This is a genomic window from Acinetobacter amyesii (genome assembly GCF_002018365.1).
Lineage (GTDB): Bacteria > Pseudomonadota > Gammaproteobacteria > Pseudomonadales > Moraxellaceae > Acinetobacter > Acinetobacter amyesii.
The window spans coordinates 154,454-170,154 of the sequence record NZ_MVKX01000003.1 but is presented as its reverse complement, the minus strand read 5'-3'; the positions used below and the strand labels follow the sequence as shown (position 1 = coordinate 170,154).

The 15,701-nt window shown below is 41.2% G+C and carries 22 protein-coding genes; 10 read left to right on the top strand and 12 right to left on the bottom strand.

The genetic code is table 11. From position 1 onward, the window contains the following. Nucleotides 1-77: 77 nt before the first annotated feature. The 4 genes from B1202_RS06140 (at nt 78) to B1202_RS06125 (ending at nt 1,697) form a co-directional block, all read left to right on the top strand. Nucleotides 78-329 (top strand): RNA recognition motif domain-containing protein, encoded by a 252-nt coding sequence (locus tag B1202_RS06140; protein ID WP_078189697.1) that lies wholly within the window; start codon nt 78-80, stop codon nt 327-329. A gap of 42 nt (nt 330-371) precedes the next feature. After that, nucleotides 372-734 (top strand): ASCH domain-containing protein, encoded by a 363-nt coding sequence (locus tag B1202_RS06135; RefSeq protein ID WP_078189696.1) that lies wholly within the window; start codon nt 372-374, stop codon nt 732-734. 75 nt (nt 735-809) lie between these two features. Next, entirely contained in the window at nt 810-1,313 is a 504-nt protein-coding gene (locus B1202_RS06130) for a DUF6586 family protein (protein ID WP_078189695.1), read from the top strand. Nucleotides 1,314-1,418: 105 nt separating this feature from the next. Then, nucleotides 1,419-1,697, top strand: a complete 279-nt coding sequence (locus tag B1202_RS06125; protein ID WP_078189694.1) for a hypothetical protein — start codon at nt 1,419-1,421, stop codon at nt 1,695-1,697. A gap of 79 nt (nt 1,698-1,776) precedes the next feature. Here the strand turns inward: B1202_RS06125 and B1202_RS06120 are convergent, their stop codons facing one another. The 5 genes from B1202_RS06120 to B1202_RS06100 all read right to left on the bottom strand — a co-directional run bounded on the left by B1202_RS06120 (nt 1,777) and on the right by B1202_RS06100 (nt 6,080). Then, nucleotides 1,777-2,019, bottom strand: a complete 243-nt coding sequence (locus B1202_RS06120) for a hypothetical protein (protein WP_078189693.1) — start codon at nt 2,017-2,019, stop codon at nt 1,777-1,779. 184 nt (nt 2,020-2,203) lie between these two features. After that, a complete protein-coding gene (locus tag B1202_RS06115) occupies nt 2,204-3,922 on the bottom strand; it encodes a cation:proton antiporter (RefSeq protein WP_078189692.1) in 1,719 nt (572 codons plus the stop codon). A 142-nt stretch (nt 3,923-4,064) separates the two neighbouring features. Next, nucleotides 4,065-4,220: a 50S ribosomal protein L33 gene (gene rpmG / locus B1202_RS06110; RefSeq protein ID WP_001205031.1), complete on the bottom strand. Its 156-nt coding sequence runs from the start codon at nt 4,218-4,220 to the stop codon at nt 4,065-4,067. A 12-nt stretch (nt 4,221-4,232) separates the two neighbouring features. After that, nucleotides 4,233-4,469, bottom strand: a complete 237-nt coding sequence (gene rpmB, locus B1202_RS06105) for a 50S ribosomal protein L28 (RefSeq protein ID WP_000048256.1) — start codon at nt 4,467-4,469, stop codon at nt 4,233-4,235. A 162-nt stretch (nt 4,470-4,631) separates the two neighbouring features. Further along, the gene (locus B1202_RS06100) at nt 4,632-6,080 is read right to left on the bottom strand and encodes a coniferyl aldehyde dehydrogenase (RefSeq protein ID WP_078189691.1); all 1,449 of its coding nucleotides are present in this window, start codon (nt 6,078-6,080) and stop codon (nt 4,632-4,634) included. Nucleotides 6,081-6,196: 116 nt separating this feature from the next. On the opposite strand from B1202_RS06100, the gene B1202_RS06095 reads away from it, so the two are divergent. The 5 genes from B1202_RS06095 (at nt 6,197) to B1202_RS06075 (ending at nt 9,877) form a co-directional block, all read left to right on the top strand. Beyond that, nucleotides 6,197-6,898: a TetR/AcrR family transcriptional regulator gene (locus B1202_RS06095; RefSeq protein WP_078189690.1), complete on the top strand. Its 702-nt coding sequence runs from the start codon at nt 6,197-6,199 to the stop codon at nt 6,896-6,898. Between the two features lie 79 nt (nt 6,899-6,977). Beyond that, nucleotides 6,978-7,844 (top strand): formyltetrahydrofolate deformylase, encoded by an 867-nt coding sequence (gene purU, locus B1202_RS06090; protein ID WP_078189689.1) that lies wholly within the window; start codon nt 6,978-6,980, stop codon nt 7,842-7,844. 210 nt (nt 7,845-8,054) lie between these two features. Then, nucleotides 8,055-8,819 carry a TonB family protein gene (locus tag B1202_RS06085; RefSeq protein ID WP_078189688.1) on the top strand — a complete coding sequence of 255 codons (765 nt, stop codon included), beginning with the start codon at nt 8,055-8,057 and terminating at the stop codon, nt 8,817-8,819. Nucleotides 8,820-8,849: 30 nt separating this feature from the next. After that, on the top strand, nt 8,850-9,473 hold the full coding sequence (locus B1202_RS06080) for a MotA/TolQ/ExbB proton channel family protein (RefSeq protein ID WP_078189687.1): 624 nt from the start codon (nt 8,850-8,852) through the stop codon (nt 9,471-9,473). Continuing rightward, nucleotides 9,473-9,877, top strand: a complete 405-nt coding sequence (locus B1202_RS06075; RefSeq protein WP_078189686.1) for an ExbD/TolR family protein — start codon at nt 9,473-9,475, stop codon at nt 9,875-9,877. Before B1202_RS06080 ends, B1202_RS06075 begins: the two co-directional genes overlap by 1 nt. 88 nt (nt 9,878-9,965) lie before the next feature. Here the strand turns inward: B1202_RS06075 and msrA are convergent, their stop codons facing one another. From msrA to thyA, 5 genes are all read right to left on the bottom strand, one after another. Then, nucleotides 9,966-10,490, bottom strand: coding sequence for a peptide-methionine (S)-S-oxide reductase MsrA (msrA, locus tag B1202_RS06070; protein WP_078189685.1), 525 nt, complete (start codon nt 10,488-10,490; stop codon nt 9,966-9,968). Between the two features lie 160 nt (nt 10,491-10,650). Next, a complete protein-coding gene (locus B1202_RS06065) occupies nt 10,651-11,109 on the bottom strand; it encodes an META domain-containing protein (RefSeq protein ID WP_078189684.1) in 459 nt (152 codons plus the stop codon). A gap of 84 nt (nt 11,110-11,193) precedes the next feature. Next, on the bottom strand, nt 11,194-12,264 hold the full coding sequence (locus B1202_RS06060; RefSeq protein ID WP_078189683.1) for a DUF4105 domain-containing protein: 1,071 nt from the start codon (nt 12,262-12,264) through the stop codon (nt 11,194-11,196). Nucleotides 12,265-12,291: 27 nt separating this feature from the next. After that, nucleotides 12,292-12,804 carry a dihydrofolate reductase gene (locus B1202_RS06055; protein WP_078189682.1) on the bottom strand — a complete coding sequence of 171 codons (513 nt, stop codon included), beginning with the start codon at nt 12,802-12,804 and terminating at the stop codon, nt 12,292-12,294. A gap of 167 nt (nt 12,805-12,971) precedes the next feature. Next, the gene (thyA, locus tag B1202_RS06050) at nt 12,972-13,814 is read right to left on the bottom strand and encodes a thymidylate synthase (protein ID WP_078189681.1); all 843 of its coding nucleotides are present in this window, start codon (nt 13,812-13,814) and stop codon (nt 12,972-12,974) included. A gap of 560 nt (nt 13,815-14,374) precedes the next feature. On the opposite strand from thyA, the gene B1202_RS06045 reads away from it, so the two are divergent. Beyond that, nucleotides 14,375-14,887, top strand: coding sequence for a peptidoglycan amidohydrolase family protein (locus B1202_RS06045; protein ID WP_078189680.1), 513 nt, complete (start codon nt 14,375-14,377; stop codon nt 14,885-14,887). 22 nt (nt 14,888-14,909) lie between these two features. Here the strand turns inward: B1202_RS06045 and B1202_RS06040 are convergent, their stop codons facing one another. Together B1202_RS06040 and B1202_RS06035 are read right to left on the bottom strand one after the other, a co-directional pair. After that, entirely contained in the window at nt 14,910-15,278 is a 369-nt protein-coding gene (locus B1202_RS06040; protein ID WP_078189679.1) for a hypothetical protein, read from the bottom strand. Continuing rightward, complete coding sequence (locus B1202_RS06035; protein ID WP_078189678.1) at nt 15,279-15,671, bottom strand: hypothetical protein; 393 nt, start codon at nt 15,669-15,671, stop codon at nt 15,279-15,281. Between the last annotated feature and the right edge of the window lie 30 nt (nt 15,672-15,701).

The following is a 15,701-nucleotide window of genomic DNA, read 5'->3' as shown; positions in this document are numbered from 1 at the left end:
TTGACGTGATTTACACGCAAGTTAAAAAGCAAAATAGACAAATGCTTTTTGATGATGCTGTCTATTTGGAAGATTGAATGAAAATTTTAGTACGTAACTTAGAGCGTTCAGTTACTGAAGCAGAATTGGTTGAACTGTTTAAACCATTTGGCGCAGTAGAGTCTGCTGTTGTTGTTATGGATGCAAGCACAGGTAAATCGAAAGGGTTTGGTTTTGTTGAAATGCCAAATGGTCGTGAAGCTGTAAAAGCGATTAAAGGCCTGAATACTTTGAAAGTCAAAGGTGCGGGTATTCGCGTAAAAGCGGCTGAAGATAAGCCTAAAGCATAAATTCAAAAAGGAGCGTAACGCTCCTTTTTTTATCGGTGATCTATGAAAAAACGCTACTCGGCTTTGTCGATTGTTGCGCCATCTGGTTCGAACATTGCGTGTGGGCTTAAAACGCTTGAAGTTCGCTCATGGCAGCCCGAACATTTGCCTTTAAAAGATTTAGTGATCGTGGAAAATCAACGCTACTTACATGAAAGCGGAGATGAAGATATTGGACGTGCAGTGGCGATGGTCGATGTATATGACGTTCATGCATGGACTGAAACAGAGGTAGAGCAAGCGCAGGCGACCTATTGGGCAGCAGGGTACTGGGCTTGGCGTCTGGAAAATATCAGGATGATCCATTGGGATATGCCTGTTCCCGCAAAGCGTGACATTTATTTAATTGAAATCGATCATCCATAATATTTATTGTGAATTTCCTAAAAATCCGTTTAAGCTTATTCATGTAGAAAAACGCCAAAATTTAGGGAATTGTTCATGTCTCGTGTTGCTCGCTTTCATGCTGATCGTACCAATCAAAAATTATATTTTACCCGTCTTGCATGTCAGCAAGCCGAGCAGACCGATCATGTTCAACAAGCTCAGGCTTATCGCGAAGCAGCGGTTTTTCATTTACATGGTGCAGTACTTGCGTTTTTACAAGAGTTGGTGCGTTACTATCGTTTAAATGATCCTGCACCCACGTTAAAGTCGATTGAAACACTGATGGCTGAAAAAGGTCAGGTATCACCTGAAGTGACTGTTATGCAGCAATTAGCCAAGCAGGGTTTTATTGCAGAGCTGAAACGCGCACATCGTATGTGTCAGTATGCACCTGAACCGTCTGCACCAGAGCCAGAAGATGAAACGTCTTCAAATTTAATTATTAAAGTCACTCAAACACCACAAGCATGGTTGCCTGATACCGCTATTTTGCGTGAATGGCATCGTGATCTAACTCAATTGATTGATGGATTTCGTAACGAGATGGTGGAGTTCTAATCGGACTATTGGTACTTGAAATAAATTCATTTAACCCGATATAAGATTATCTAAGTAATACAAAGTGCAGATGCCTTTGTCACCATGTTGCGCATGGAGGGATATATGTCTATAGAACAGTTGAAAGAACTCTTTGGGAACCAGGAAGCGATTTTAGAGCTGGTTCAATTGGAAGGTGGTGAGTTGGCATTGCGTAATGCAGGCTCAGAAAAAGAACCTTTGGTGACTATCCAATTCAATGAAGAATTGCGCAATATTTTGGGCGATCAAATGAATGTGATCGCTCAGCAAATGATTCAGGCTGCACTGTTTGGTTTGTTAGAAAAACAAGTGGATGAATGGCATGCTGAAGTGGTCGATGAAAAGCCTAAATATATGAGCTAATCATATAGCTGCTGACTTTGCGGATCATGATGAGGAAAACGCACCTTTCGGTGCGTTTTTTTTATACCCAAAATGGCACTTAGATTTTGCCCAGTTCAGCAGGTGAGATCAGCATCGAACCTAAAAATACAATGAACACCCCGATGAGCTGTAAGAAAAATGGATTTTTGGCATTTTGCCAATACAAAATCAGAAAGACGATGGAAATGGGATAAAACAATAGACAGCCTAGACCCCACAAAATACTGGTTTTAAATGCAGCGATGAGAAAGCCCAGACCGCCAATTAAAATAATGGCAAAGCCTAAATAGAGAATGAACATGTTTATCTCGTATCTTGTTTGAAGTTTTTAAAATGATGCTTTGTTTGGTGCTAATTTTAGCAATATATTTTTTAAATTCAATTATTTGTAATTTTAAAAATACTGAATTTTATTAGTTTAAAAAAAGGCTATGCTTAAATGCATCGCCTTTTTTGTATCGCCCATAATCGCTTAATTAGACATCTTAGTGTGTCGGTGTTTGGTGGTGGGCAATTTGAATTTGATTTAAAATATGATTGCTCATATTTTTCGCCATTTCCTCTTTGGCATAATAAACCTCACCGACATTGTCACGACGAATGACTTCAGCTTCTTCTTTGCTTTCTGCACAAACCAATACTTGGATAGACGGATTCAGCATTTTGGCAATGTCGACAATTTTATGAATATCTAAAATATCCATAGGTGAAATGACCAAAAGGCGTGCGTGTTGAATATGGGCTTGAATTAAAACGCCGGGTTCTGTTGCTACACCAGATACCGCAGCGATGCCTTTTTCCCGTAAGTTTTCCACGATTTCACGGTTTTCTTCAGCAATAACCACTTTAATGTTTTCATTCATTAATTCACGGGTAATGCGACGACCGACTTCACCATGACCAATCAGTACCACCTGATCACGTAGATAATCCTGTGAGACCTCATCCGGCAACATGGCCAATGGGTCACTACTACGTTCCAGTAAACGAGCCAAATTCGAGCGCTCACGGATGAGTCGCTGCATAGGCTCGATGGCTGAAAATACAAATGAGTTGAGCGTAATCGAGATTAAAGCACCTGCCAGTATCAGGTTTTGTCCTTCCATAGAAAGGAGGTTTAGAGATACACCTAAAGTCGCCAAAATAAATGAGAACTCACCAATTTGCGCCAAACTTGCCCCAACGGTTAATGCGGTATTGATGGGGTAGCGGAAGAACAACACCAATGCCATTGCAGCTATGGTCTTACCAATCATGATAATACCGACCACAGCTAAGACGTGAAGCGGTTGTTCAATCAAGATCCGTGGATCAAACAGCATGCCGACGGAGACGAAGAACAGGATCGAAAAAATTTCACGAAGCGGAAGCGTTTCTTCTTCTGCACGGTGGCTAAAGTCAGATTCTTTGACTACCATGCCGGCAAAAAATGCGCCCAGTGCCATGGATACACCAAATACCTTGTAGGCACCAAAGGCAATAGACACGGCTGCTGCAACCACAGTGAGCGTGAATAATTCACGTGAGCCTAAGCGTGCAACCACTTGCATAATCATTGGCACTAAGCGTTTACCAATGATCAGCATGAAGGCAATAAAGCCAGCAACTTTGAGTAAAGTTAGACCTAAGGTCAGCCAAATATTTTCATCGGCACTGCCTGCTGTGAGCGGTTGACCGCCAAGCAGTACAGCAGTAGCAGGCAGAAGGACGAGGACCAAAACCATCACCAAGTCTTCAACCAAGAGCCAACCCACGGCAATTTTACCATTGACGGAGTTGAGTAAGCCGCGATCACCTAAGGCTTTGAGTAGAACGACAGTACTTGCACACGACAAACTTAAGCCAAACACTAAGGCTGAGCCCATGCTCCAGCCCCAAAGCATGGAAATTCCCATACCGAGTAAGGTCGCCACTGCAATTTGTAAAATGGCACCGGGAAGGGCAATACGACGGACTTGCATCAAATCATTGAGTGAAAAGTGCATACCCACGCCAAACATCAGGAACATGACACCGAGTTCGGCCAATTGGTTAGCGAGATGAATGTCGCCAACTACCCCAGGTGTGTTTGGGCTAATAATGATACCGGCAATCAGATAGCCGATGAGGGGAGGAAGTCGCAGGCGTGCAGCAATATAGCCAAAAATTAAGGCAAAACCAAAGCCAACAGCAAGTAATATTATGAGTTCTACATCATGAGGCACTAAAAACTCCTTAAGCCTAAGTTAAGGGTAAAAAAGACAAGCACAAAAAGTGCCAAAAAGCATTTTGAAAGTTTAGCAATTCGAATAAAAAAAATGCAAAAAAAAACGACCTAAGCAGGTCGTTTTTTTCAAAAAACTAAAATTATTTGATTTTAGCTTCTTTGAAGATTACGTGTTGACGGATTTTTGGATCAAATTTTTTGATTTCCATTTTTTCCGGCATAGTACGTTTGTTCTTAGTGGTAGTGTAGAAATAACCTGTACCAGCAGAAGAAACTAGGCGAATTTTATCACGCATGTTCGTAGCTCCTTAGATCTTTTGACCTTGAGCACGTAGGTCAGCAACAACCTTTTCGATGCCCAATTTGTCGATAATACGCATACCTTTAGTAGTTAGACGAAGACGTACGAAACGTTTTTCGCTTTCTAACCAAAAACGGTGGTGATGCAGGTTCGGCTCGAACCGGCGTTTAGTTTTGTTGTTGGCGTGTGAGACGTTGTTACCAACGACTGGACGCTTGCCGGTAACTTGGCAAACCTTAGACATGGTGTAACTCCATTGATTTAGCCAACAGCAAATCTGTATGGCCAGTCAAAAAAAACATTGAATTCATTCAAGGGGCGTTTTATATCAAAAATGCGCTTAAAAGACAAGCGATTTTGCATAAAACGAACGATCACCTAGTGTGATCGTTCATGCCTTGATCGTTTATCGAAGAAGTGTCTTCGAAATCAGTTTGTGGATCGGCTTATTGAACGGTGGAAGAATGAATTTCAAACTATAGAGTTTTGGATTCGACATCACCGAGCGTTCATGCGACAAACTGAAGAAACCTTCTGGACCATGATATTTCCCCATACCCGAAGCCCCCACACCGCCAAACGGCAGGTCATCTTGAGCAACATGGGTTAATACCGTGTTTTGTCCGAAATGTCCTGAATGGGTACGTGTTGCGACATAGTCGGCACGTGCCTGATCAAAGTCGAAATAGTATAAAGCAAGTGGACGAGGACGGCTATTAATAAAAGCAATAACCTCGTCAATTTGATCATATTCCATGATCGGAAGGATCGGACCGAAGATTTCATGCTGCATAATTTGCATGTCTGGAGTGACACCCGTTAAAACAGTCGGTGCAATTTTACGTACAGCGTCCACATCTTCATTTTGTGGGTTAAAACTGATGATTTGTGCGCCTTGATCACGCGCATCTTCTAAATAACCTTGTAGGCGGTTGTACTGCTTGTCATTAATAATCGAGGTGTAGTCCTGATTATGGGCAATACTTGGGTACATGGCTTCAACGCACACTTTATAGTGATCTAAAAATTCAGCCGTTTTACCACGAGGCAAGAACACATAGTCAGGTGCAACACAAGTTTGACCTGCATTCCAAAGTTTACCAACAGCAAGACGCTGTGCGACATCTGCAAGGTCAATAGACGGATGAACCAATACAGGTGACTTTCCGCCTAATTCTAAAATCACAGGAACTAAGTTTTCAGACGCTGCCGCCATGACAGTTTTACCGACATTGGTCGAGCCAGTAAAAATCATTTTGTCGAAGGCAAGGTGACTAAACGCATCTGAAATTGGGCCACCACCGTTGACGACTGCGACCAATTCTTGAGGAAATGCTTCTGCGAGAGCTTTTTCTAGCACATCACCGAATGCCGCAGAGGCACTCGAAATTTTGATCATGGCATGGTTGCCCGCAGCCAAAGCACAAATCAGTGGGCCTATAGAAAGAAGCAGAGGGTAGTTCCATGGCGTAATAATGCCGACGACACCAAGCGGTTGATATTGCACCCATGCTTTTGCAGGTTGGTGAATAATTCCGACATGGCGTTTGGATGGTTTCATCCAGTCTGTCAAATGCTTGCTATAATATTTGATGTGTTCCAGACATGTAAGTAACTCACCAATCTTGGTTTCACCAATAGAACGGTTACCATAGTCTTGATTAATTGCATCAGCAAATTGATCTTGATACTTAACTAAGATACGCTTAAGCCGAGCCAAACGGTCAATACGTTCCTTCGCTGTAGGCAATGGGTAACGTAAATACGCTTGTTTCTGCTGTTCCAACATATTGTTGAGATGCTGGTGATCAAAAGAATGTGGTGTCATTGAAGTTGTTTTTGTCTGACTATTCATGTCGCACGACCATATCCAAATTAGCGATTAATTAATTTTTAGAGCAAATACTCTAAATAGTCAAGTTACTTTATGTGTTAGTGTTCTAATGCTTTGAAATAAATGGTTGTTTTAGGATGTCTCACACCAAAACCTTAAAAACGAAAGAACGTATTTTGCAGCTGAGTTTGCAGTTGTTTAATGAGCGTGGCGAGCGTTCAGTGACAACCAATCATATTGCTGCTGAACTGGGAATGAGCCCAGGTAACTTGTATTACCATTTCCGAAATAAAAGTGAAATTATTAAGGAGTTAATGGAGCAATATCAGCATGAAACGCTAGAAATGTTAGCGCTTCCTGATGATCGTCAGCTTGATGCCAATGATAAAATTCGCTATTTCCAAGTGCTAAGTAGTCAATTATGGGCTTATCGCTTTTTACATCGTGATGTTTATCACTTGGTCGAAAATAATGAAGATTTCCGCAAAATGTATCCACGTTTTGCTGGTCAAGTCATGCAACAAGGGCAGAAAATTTATCGTGCCTTTGTTGATGCAGGCTTAATGCAGATGACTGATTCTGAAATTGAGGCCTTAACCATTAACTTGTGGATCGTGCTGACCAACTGGACCAACTTCCTTTATATGTCGGGCCATATTACTGACTCCAACACTTTGGAAGAAAAGTGGGTGTGGCAAGCACTGCGACAAATGGTGTTCTTAGAAGGCGCATATCTACGTGGTGAAAGCCGTGAAACCTATGAGCGACTGCTCGAAACTTTAGGGCCGTCGGACTTATTTGCAAGTCTTTCAAACGCAAAGCATCAGGTTACTGAATAAGACTATTTAGTCTGGCTTTAAAAAGCGTTAGAATACTCGGCTCTTTTTTCAATTTAACTGATTAGTGATATAAACCAACATGAATATGTCGACCGCTAACACAGCACGCTTACTCATTACCTGTGAAGATAAACCAGGGATTGTGCAAGCTGTATCGAGCTTTTTGTATCATCAGGGAGCAAATATTACCGCACTTGATCAATACGCGACTGAAGCTCAAGGGGGGCGATACTTCATGCGTGTTGAGTTCGAATTGGACAATCTACAAAGCCGTAAAGAAAGTCTAACTCAAACATTTGCGAGCAATGTTGCTGAGCGTTACAACATGCACTGGCGTTTAGCTTTAGTCAGTGATGTGAAGAAAGTCGGTATCTTGGTGTCTAAAGTTGACCATGCTTTGCTTGAACTGTTATGGCGTCATGCACGTGGTGGTTTGCCATGTGAAATCACCAAAGTCGTGTCTAATCACGAGGCTTTACGTGAATCTGTAGAAAATTTCGGTATTCCGTTTGAAGTTGTTCCTGTGAACAAAGAAAACAAACGTGAAGCTTATGAGCAAATTGATCAATTGATGCAAGGCAATGATTTATTGGTTCTTGCTCGTTATATGCAAATTTTAGACGAAGAATTTGTTCAAAAATGGGAAATGAAAGTGATCAACATTCACCATTCATTCCTCCCAGCCTTTGTTGGTGCGAACCCATATAAACAAGCGCATGAAAAAGGTGTGAAGTTGATTGGTGCGACAGCGCACTATGTGACTGCTGATCTTGACCAAGGGCCGATTATTGAGCAAGACGTAGAGCGTGTAAGCCACGACTTTACTGTTGAACAATTGCGTGAGTTAGGTCAGGACGTAGAACGTAATGTGCTCGCACGTGCAGTCAAATGGCATCTTGAAGATCGTATTATTGTCGATGGTAATAAAACTGTTGTATTTCAATAAAACGAGATGAATTTTTGAATAAAAGGGCATACTTTAGGTATGCCTTTTTTATATTATGATTAAAAAAAGTCATTAAAACTGACGAATTAATAGTTGCAAATGAAAACACTTCTCATTTATTATTGCCGTACTTTAATTGTGCTAACCGATGAGCATGATTGTATTTTTGACAAAATAAATGCAATCGCTTCTTCAAGGTAACTGAGTTTAATGAGTCAATCTCCCGCTCCAATGATGCAATCACCTAACCCGATGAAAAAGAAAATCATTACTGCGCTTCTTGCTGTTGTGGTAGGGCATATGGGGGTATTGTGGGCGGTCAGCAATATGAAAGCACCAGAACTTAAACCGATCGAAAAAGATCCGATTAAAGTTCGTTTTGTGAAGATTGTTGAAGAGAAGAAACCTGAACCTCCGAAGCCAAAACCAGAACCGAAGAAAGAGCCACCAAAGCCAAAAGAAGTTAAAATTGTAGATAAGCCGTTACCACCACCACCGAAGAAAGTGGAAAAAGTGGAACAGGTGAAAAAGAAAGATGCGCCGAAACCAACTGTTGAAGCGGTCAAAAACGTACCACCAACACCTGTTGTTTCAACTGTGGTGTCTGAAACGAAAGTCGTTCGTGTTGAACCAACACCTCCGGCACCTGTTGCACCACCACCTGCGCCTCCAGCACCACCTGCGCCACCGACACCTAAAACAGTCAGCATTGGTAATGGTGTCAGTTGGATTAAGAAACCGAATGTTCAATTTGAAGATGGTGAATTAAAAGCGTCGTGTACAGTTGAAGTTGCGATTGCAGCAAGTGCTGAAGGTAAAATCGAATCAGCAACGATTAAAAACTCGACTTGTGGCGCTGCTGTGAACCGTAAAGTGACTGCAGCAGTGAAGCGTGCGCGTTTATCCAAATATATTGATAATGGTGTGGCAACTCCGACGCGAGTTGATCAACCATTTAACTTTAAACTTAATTAAGATTCCGGCTAACCCATTAGGAGTTCGAATATGAACTTTTCAGTTTATTGGCAACATGCAGATGCAGTCAGCAAAACACTGTATTTCGTGTTACTTGCAATGTCGATTGCGACTTGGACGATCTTCGTTCTTCGTATTATGGGCACACGTCAGCTCAAGCAAGTGGCGTATAACCACCTTGCAGATGCACTAAGCAAACTGAAAGCGAAATTTGCTCCTTTGGCTTTTGAACAACGTAAGGCTGTGGCTGAACAAGCATTACTACGTCAAATTTCGGTAGAAAAATCCAATGCTGAAAAAGGCGTATCTGTATTGGGTACGATTGCTTCAATTGCACCGTTCGTAGGTTTGTTCGGTACAGTATGGGGTATTTTCCATGCCCTTGTAGCAGTGGGTAAAAGCGGTCAAGCGGGTTTAGCGCAAGTGGCAACTCCAGTCGGTGAAGCTTTGATCATGACCGGTCTTGGTTTGGCTGTGGCGATTCCTGCGGTATTGGCTTATAACATCTGTGTTCGTTTTAACCGTACACTGTCGAATGAATTGCAAGATCAAGCACATGGTTTATTGATTGACACGATGTTGCAACAAGATTCTGCTGCGAAGAAAGAAGACGTGAAAACTGCACAGCAAAGTTTAGCTGGAGGTCAAGCTTAATGGCTTTTCAATTGGGTGAAGACAACGATGCTGGCATGAATGAGATGAACCTCATTCCGCTCATCGATATTATGTTGGTATTGATGATCATCTTCTTGGTGACTGCGACTGTTGCCAACCCATCAATTCCATTAACCTTGCCACAAACGACTGCAGAAGTGATTGATCTGCCGCCTGAAAGCGTAACCATCAGCATTAACTCAGCGGGTGATATCGCTTGGAATGGTGATATTGTCACGCTCGAAGATTTAGAAAGTCGTCTAAATACAGCTGGTCAGCAAGAGCGTAAACCTGCATTGGTATTAAAAGCCGATAAAGAATCACGTTATGACACAGTTGCGCAAGTGATGTCGCGTGCGAGTGGAGCCGGACTCAGCGATATCGCCTTTGCCAGTGATAACTAAGCACTGAGTAAAGATAGCTAAAAAAAAGCGACTGAAATGTCGCTTTTTTTTATGTCTCTATTTTGAAAATAGATGCTGTTTAATTAGATCACTCAGATTTGAGTAGCTCTTGAAATTTGCTACGTAATTTCATGAGTTTAGGTGGTATTGAAAAATTACAGTAGCCTTGGTTTGGGTTACGTGCAAAGAAGTTCTGATGATATTCTTCGGCAGGGTAGAAGGTCGGCATTGGACTGAGTTCAGTCACGATATTGATGCCTTCTGCTTTTAACTCTTCAATACGTTGTTCAGCGATTTGCTTTTGTGAGTCGTCCTGATAGAAAATCACTGAGCGATACTGTGTACCGACATCATTGCCTTGACGGTTCAGCGTAGTGGGATCGTGAGTTGCGAAAAATACATCTAGCAATTGGCTAAAACTGATTTGGCTGTCATCAAAATTGATCTGAATGACTTCTGCATGTTGGGTATTTCCCTCACAGATTTGCTCATAGCTTGGATGCTGAGTAATTCCCCCTGCATAACCACTGACAACTGTTTGCACGCCCTGAAGTTGTAGAAAAACTGCTTCTACACACCAAAAGCATCCACCACCAAATACCGCTTGTTGCATAGTGAAATCCTATCTTGTTCCCTGATGTTTAATATGGGGTTATAGCTAAAAACTGCAATGTACGTCTGTATACTAATCACAAGTTTATGTGCATTAAATGTCTCTGGCATGACTGAACAGTGAATAAAAAAGTCTGCCGAAGCAGACTTTTTAAAATGATTTAACGCGGTTGAACGGCGCTTTCATATTGAATTAATAAATTGCCATGATGGTCTAGCAATTTCAAGGTTTTTCCAAAAACTTGATAATGCGTTACTTTTTCGAGTGCTGCATGGTACTGTCGGTCTAGCCCATTGTTATTAAGACAAGCCATCTGTGTCGCTGCAATCGGGCCAAACGTTATGGTATCTTTGCCAGCATTATAGCCGCCCATGATACGATTACAGCCATCTGCACCTGAGACACGTTTTGAAGCCGCATCGAATTGAATGCTTGGAATATTATGCGCATTGGGTGCTGTTTTGATTGGGGTGTTGCCAATCTGAGTGGCAATCCAAGTACGGTTTTGTAATAGGTTTAAATTTTCAGTTATGGTGTTGTCTTGTGCAGGCATGCTTTCACAGCCTGTCACCACTAAAGTTGAAACCAAAGTTGCAGCAACAAATATTTGTTTTAGCATCGGAATTTCCCCGTGGAAGCATTTCAACTATCTAAGCAAATATCGCACAGATAAGCTAGCCATATTTGTATCAATATTTAAGAATTACAATTGATTGGCGCTTGGATTGGACTGTGAATGCGGCAAACCTTGTCGAATTAACTTCGAATATTGCTCACTGCTCAGTTGCTTAATTTGAGAGACACGGGGGTTAACATGGGCTTTTTGATACCATGTTTTCATATCCCAATTTTGGTCTATGGCATGAAGGTCATGCAAATAATTCGGCAAATAACCCGATGCGAATAAGCGGTAATCGGTTGGAAGCTGATGTTTGGAAACCGCTTGAATCATGTCAAACACCAGTGTTGTACAATTACTGGTGAGCGTGTTGTACCATTTAGGTTGAGTCTGCAGTTCATCGGCTTTATGTAAATATTCAATAAACAGCGCCTGCATTTCAGATTTTGGCATGTTTACGGGGAAGAAATAGACCTGTTCTCCGCGTGTATTGCTGCGGGTATAGATGATATCTTTTTCATCTGATGCAATGAGGCTCAGTTCATATTTACGGAAAAAACCACCAATCGCAGAGAATTCTTCATTTTTCTCTTTGCGAATTTCAATCGAAAACGTCAGCGGTGGTCGGTCAGCAAAATCAAAACTGACCAAGGTATGGGCGATTTGCGGCCCCATCCAATACGAGGTAATAATGTTGACGCCATTGATTTGACTCAAGTCATATTGGCGGGTTTCCCAACGCGGGGTATAGCTGCCATCGGCATGCCAGTCGAAATTACGCACATTGTGCAAGGTGACGAGATTGCCTTGCTTTTCATAATGTAGAATTTCTGCCACTTCAGGATTCCATTCACGATCTTGGCGCGCTTCCATGCCAAAATACCAAAATAGACCACAGATAAAGCCCACTATATAAATCAAGACATCTTTACGACGGCTAAAAAAGTGTTGGGTAATATAGATGCCTAAAATGCTCAGGGCAAAAGCAATCCAGATCCCAATGATAATGCGGCTGCCTAACCAGCCTGCCGGTTGCTGTATCCACAGGGCGGCACAAAGCCAAATCGAAGAACAGAGGACAAACACACTAAATAGGGCATGAAGAATACTTCGCCCTATTTTTTTGAACATTGCTCGTTGGTCACTCTGTTGCATATTTTTCTTTTAGCTTAAGATTTTTCTTTATTTTCGGTAAGTTGCGAACTCAAAAGCAATCCCAGTTTTGTCGTCGATATGTTGTTCTGACGCCACTTTTTGAAAGTCCGCAGGAATTTCAGGATAGAAAATGTCTCCATCAACATTTAAATCGATGTGTGTTAATTCTAGACGATCGGTGATACTAATGGTTTGTTGAAAAATTTCTCCACCGCCAATAATAAAAATAGTATTTGGCTTTTCTGAAGATTTAACATCGTCCATAGAGTTTTTTAAGGCTTCTTCAATTGAATGAGCTACTTTAACACCTTCAAAAGACCAATCGAGATTACGAGTTACAACCCAATTTACACGCTTAGGAAGTGGGCGACCAATTGAGTCAAAATTCTTACGACCTAATATAATCACTCCACCTTGAGTGATTTCTTTAAAGTGCTTTAAATCGGCAGAAATATGCCAAGGAAGATCGTTATCTTTCCCAATACAACGTTGGTTATCCATTGCAACAACATGCACAACCTCTAAATTTTGGAAAGTCATAACGTTAAAATCCAAACCATAAAAAAAGCAATATCCAAATTCGGCTTATTAAAAAGCTGAATTTGGATATTGTAACTATAAAATCTTAAATTAAATAGCTTCTGTCTTTTTTAAGGTAAAATCAATTGTTAATATTGATTTTAACTATTTGAAATTTAATATAAAAATTAAACCGCAACAGGGGCTTTAATCGCAGGATGTGATTCATAACCTACGATTTCAATATCTTCAAATTTAAAATCGAAAAGATCGGTAATTTCAGGATTGAGTTTTAATTGGCACAGACCCATTGGTTCACGTGTCAGTTGCAACTGCGCTTGTTCGAAATGGTTGGCATATAAATGTGTATCCCCACCGGTCCAAACGAAGTCGCCTACACCAAGACCACAAACTTGCGCAATCATGTGTGTTAACAGGGCATAGCTGGCAATGTTAAACGGCACACCAAGGAAAACGTCAGCACTGCGTTGATATAATTGGCAGGATAATTTTCCGTTTTGGACAAAAAATTGGAACAAGGTATGGCATGGTGGCAATGCAACATTACCTGCCTCATTTGGGTTCCAACCAGATACGATTAGACGACGAGAGTTAGGATTGGTTTTGATTTCATTGACCAACCATTTGATTTGGTCAAAACCATCTTGTTCATATAGGCCATCGGCTTTTTTGGTTGCACCGAAATTACGCCATTGATGACCGTAAACAGGACCTAATTCACCGGCAGGACGACCAAAACGCGCAGTTTGTTCTGCTGTAGACCATTCATCCCAAATGGAAACTTTATTGTCTTGCAAATATTGAACATTGGTATCGCCTTTAAGGAACCACAGTAGTTCAATCACGATAGAGCGGAAATGAACTTTTTTGGTGGTGAGTAAAGGGAAACCTTGAGAAAGATCGAAGCGCATTTGATGACCAAATACAGAACGTGTTCCCGTACCCGTACGGTCGCCCTTGTCGCCGCCGTTGTCGAGAATGTGTTGTAAAAGGTCTAAATACTGGCGCATGTCTCTCTCATAATTTGCTAAATTTCTTGTGGCACATATTAGCTTGTTTTGCGTGAGGAAGGAACTGCGATGGGTGCTTGAATATGGTCAGGTTTAAAAAATCAAAAACATACGGTGTTTATTGGGTGATGACCAAATTTTGCAGGCAACAAGCGCTGAATTGTCTGAGTTGAAGACGTCTATTAATAACAATTACATCAAGTGTTAACGAGACAATATGTCTGTTCAATCAAGCATGAGCTTAGAAGACATAAGCTCTATTGTTTATATGTTGAGCTATGTTACATTCGCAGCGTTGAAAAAAACACAGATAAGTTTGATTAAAAAATACACGTGATTTTTCTCATTATGAAGAGGTGATTTTGAACTACTATTTTTGATTAAGAGTTTGATATAAAAAATAAATCTATTTGAATTAAAAATAGACGGTCGTATTTAAATGTGAAGATTTGTTTAAGAAATCTTACATTTTTTACATGAAAAAACATGATTTACGCGGTACTATCACCCTCGTTAAAATTTTTGAATGCCTAAATACAGGCGGGAGTGTGGGTTAAAGAATGGCTTATGATCACAATGTAAACTTGAGTGAAGTGCATGCTCCAGTTCAGGCAAATATCATAATTCGTTCTCAGGCGAGTAAAAATACGGGCAAGTCCAATACCACTCAAAAAGCAGCGACTAAAAATGTGGTATCCCGAAATGGTCAGCGTATCGATATCGATCGTTTGACTGGATTTTTACAAGGCATTACCCGCCAAAGCAGTACTCAGAAATGTGCCCGCAGTGTTCGTCTAGCACTTGAGTCCGCTGGGGCACGTTTTAACGGTCACCCCGTTGCCGCAGCAGATTGGGGCAGCACATTACAAAAAATTGGTTATCAAAAAATTAATTTAGCGTTTGATCGACCTAAGAAAGGCGATATTTATATTATCGACCGCAATCAAAGTAGTCGTTATGGTCATATCGCAGCATATTCAGGTAAGGATTGGGTGTCTGATTATCGTCAAGCGGGTTATGCGGTCTATCGAACTCCAAATGTGAAGTATAGCTATTATCGCTTAGCAGATTAGCAGCCCGTGGCTGCAAAAAAGGTTAGTCTTCAAACCTTTTTGCACGTTGACTGTAGATCGAGACGATAAATAATCCAATTGCAGTAAAGCCCACACATTGCAGTGCTAAAATCCAGCGCTGCTCATTGGGTAGAAAATAAATTAAGCACACTAAACATAAAATTGGCAAAGTAGCCAAACCGCATTTTAATGACGGAGACAGTGTTTTTAGTTTGTCTTGTCTGAGCTTATAAAGCAGATCAATCATCATACCAATGGCTAAACTGAAGCCCGCAAAGCGGGGATCTAGTTGTTTTTGTTCAGCGCATAGAAAAATAAGCACACAGGTACTGATACAAATGATGAGCTTGATTTGTCGGTTACAGCGCTCAGAGTACCAAAAAGTCAGCATTTAAACTTTACCTTGGGGCGAAGTGTTCTCGTTTTTATTCAGCAGTGAAATCGGGGAGAGCAGGCAGATTGCCAAAGCCATAAAGCCAATGCCTTGAGCACCTGGAATCAGAATTTCACCCTTATTCATGTTGATAAAAACCAATGCCAACAGCAGTGCAATCGGAATCCACGTCAATAAACGATAGAGCAAACCTGTTGGGTTTTTTGCTGCAAAATGAATCTTGCAATAACGACAAATCAGGAAAATCACGCCTGTACCCATGAACATCAGAATGGCTTGAAGTGTTAGGGGTTCCATCCAATACAAAACACCCGTCAGTACGGCCATCGCAATAAAAAACAGGATTTTTTTAAGTACAGAAACGCTGGGGTTAAACCAAAATTCAAGCATGGATCGATAGTTTAAAAATAAGCTGAATAA

Bases quoted from the DNA above. Each gene is read 5' to 3' on its own strand.
- B1202_RS06140 (WP_078189697.1), top strand. From the start codon at position 78: ATGAAAATTTTAGTACGTAACTTAGAGCGTTCAGTTACTGAAGCAGAA.
- B1202_RS06135 (WP_078189696.1), top strand. From the start codon at position 372: ATGAAAAAACGCTACTCGGCTTTGTCGATTGTTGCGCCATCTGGTTCG.
- B1202_RS06130 (WP_078189695.1), top strand. From the start codon at position 810: ATGTCTCGTGTTGCTCGCTTTCATGCTGATCGTACCAATCAAAAATTA.
- B1202_RS06125 (WP_078189694.1), top strand. From the start codon at position 1,419: ATGTCTATAGAACAGTTGAAAGAACTCTTTGGGAACCAGGAAGCGATT.
- B1202_RS06120 (WP_078189693.1), bottom strand. From the start codon at position 2,019: ATGTTCATTCTCTATTTAGGCTTTGCCATTATTTTAATTGGCGGTCTG.
- rpmG (WP_001205031.1), bottom strand. From the start codon at position 4,220: ATGCGTGATAAAATTCGCCTAGTTTCTTCTGCTGGTACAGGTTATTTC.
- rpmB (WP_000048256.1), bottom strand. From the start codon at position 4,469: ATGTCTAAGGTTTGCCAAGTTACCGGCAAGCGTCCAGTCGTTGGTAAC.
- B1202_RS06100 (WP_078189691.1), bottom strand. From the start codon at position 6,080: ATGAATAGTCAGACAAAAACAACTTCAATGACACCACATTCTTTTGAT.
- B1202_RS06095 (WP_078189690.1), top strand. From the start codon at position 6,197: ATGTCTCACACCAAAACCTTAAAAACGAAAGAACGTATTTTGCAGCTG.
- purU (WP_078189689.1), top strand. From the start codon at position 6,978: ATGAATATGTCGACCGCTAACACAGCACGCTTACTCATTACCTGTGAA.
- B1202_RS06085 (WP_078189688.1), top strand. From the start codon at position 8,055: ATGAGTCAATCTCCCGCTCCAATGATGCAATCACCTAACCCGATGAAA.
- B1202_RS06080 (WP_078189687.1), top strand. From the start codon at position 8,850: ATGAACTTTTCAGTTTATTGGCAACATGCAGATGCAGTCAGCAAAACA.
- B1202_RS06075 (WP_078189686.1), top strand. From the start codon at position 9,473: ATGGCTTTTCAATTGGGTGAAGACAACGATGCTGGCATGAATGAGATG.
- msrA (WP_078189685.1), bottom strand. From the start codon at position 10,490: ATGCAACAAGCGGTATTTGGTGGTGGATGCTTTTGGTGTGTAGAAGCA.
- B1202_RS06065 (WP_078189684.1), bottom strand. From the start codon at position 11,109: ATGCTAAAACAAATATTTGTTGCTGCAACTTTGGTTTCAACTTTAGTG.
- B1202_RS06060 (WP_078189683.1), bottom strand. From the start codon at position 12,264: ATGCAACAGAGTGACCAACGAGCAATGTTCAAAAAAATAGGGCGAAGT.
- B1202_RS06055 (WP_078189682.1), bottom strand. From the start codon at position 12,804: ATGACTTTCCAAAATTTAGAGGTTGTGCATGTTGTTGCAATGGATAAC.
- thyA (WP_078189681.1), bottom strand. From the start codon at position 13,814: ATGCGCCAGTATTTAGACCTTTTACAACACATTCTCGACAACGGCGGC.
- B1202_RS06045 (WP_078189680.1), top strand. From the start codon at position 14,375: ATGGCTTATGATCACAATGTAAACTTGAGTGAAGTGCATGCTCCAGTT.
- B1202_RS06040 (WP_078189679.1), bottom strand. From the start codon at position 15,278: ATGCTGACTTTTTGGTACTCTGAGCGCTGTAACCGACAAATCAAGCTC.
- B1202_RS06035 (WP_078189678.1), bottom strand. From the start codon at position 15,671: ATGCTTGAATTTTGGTTTAACCCCAGCGTTTCTGTACTTAAAAAAATC.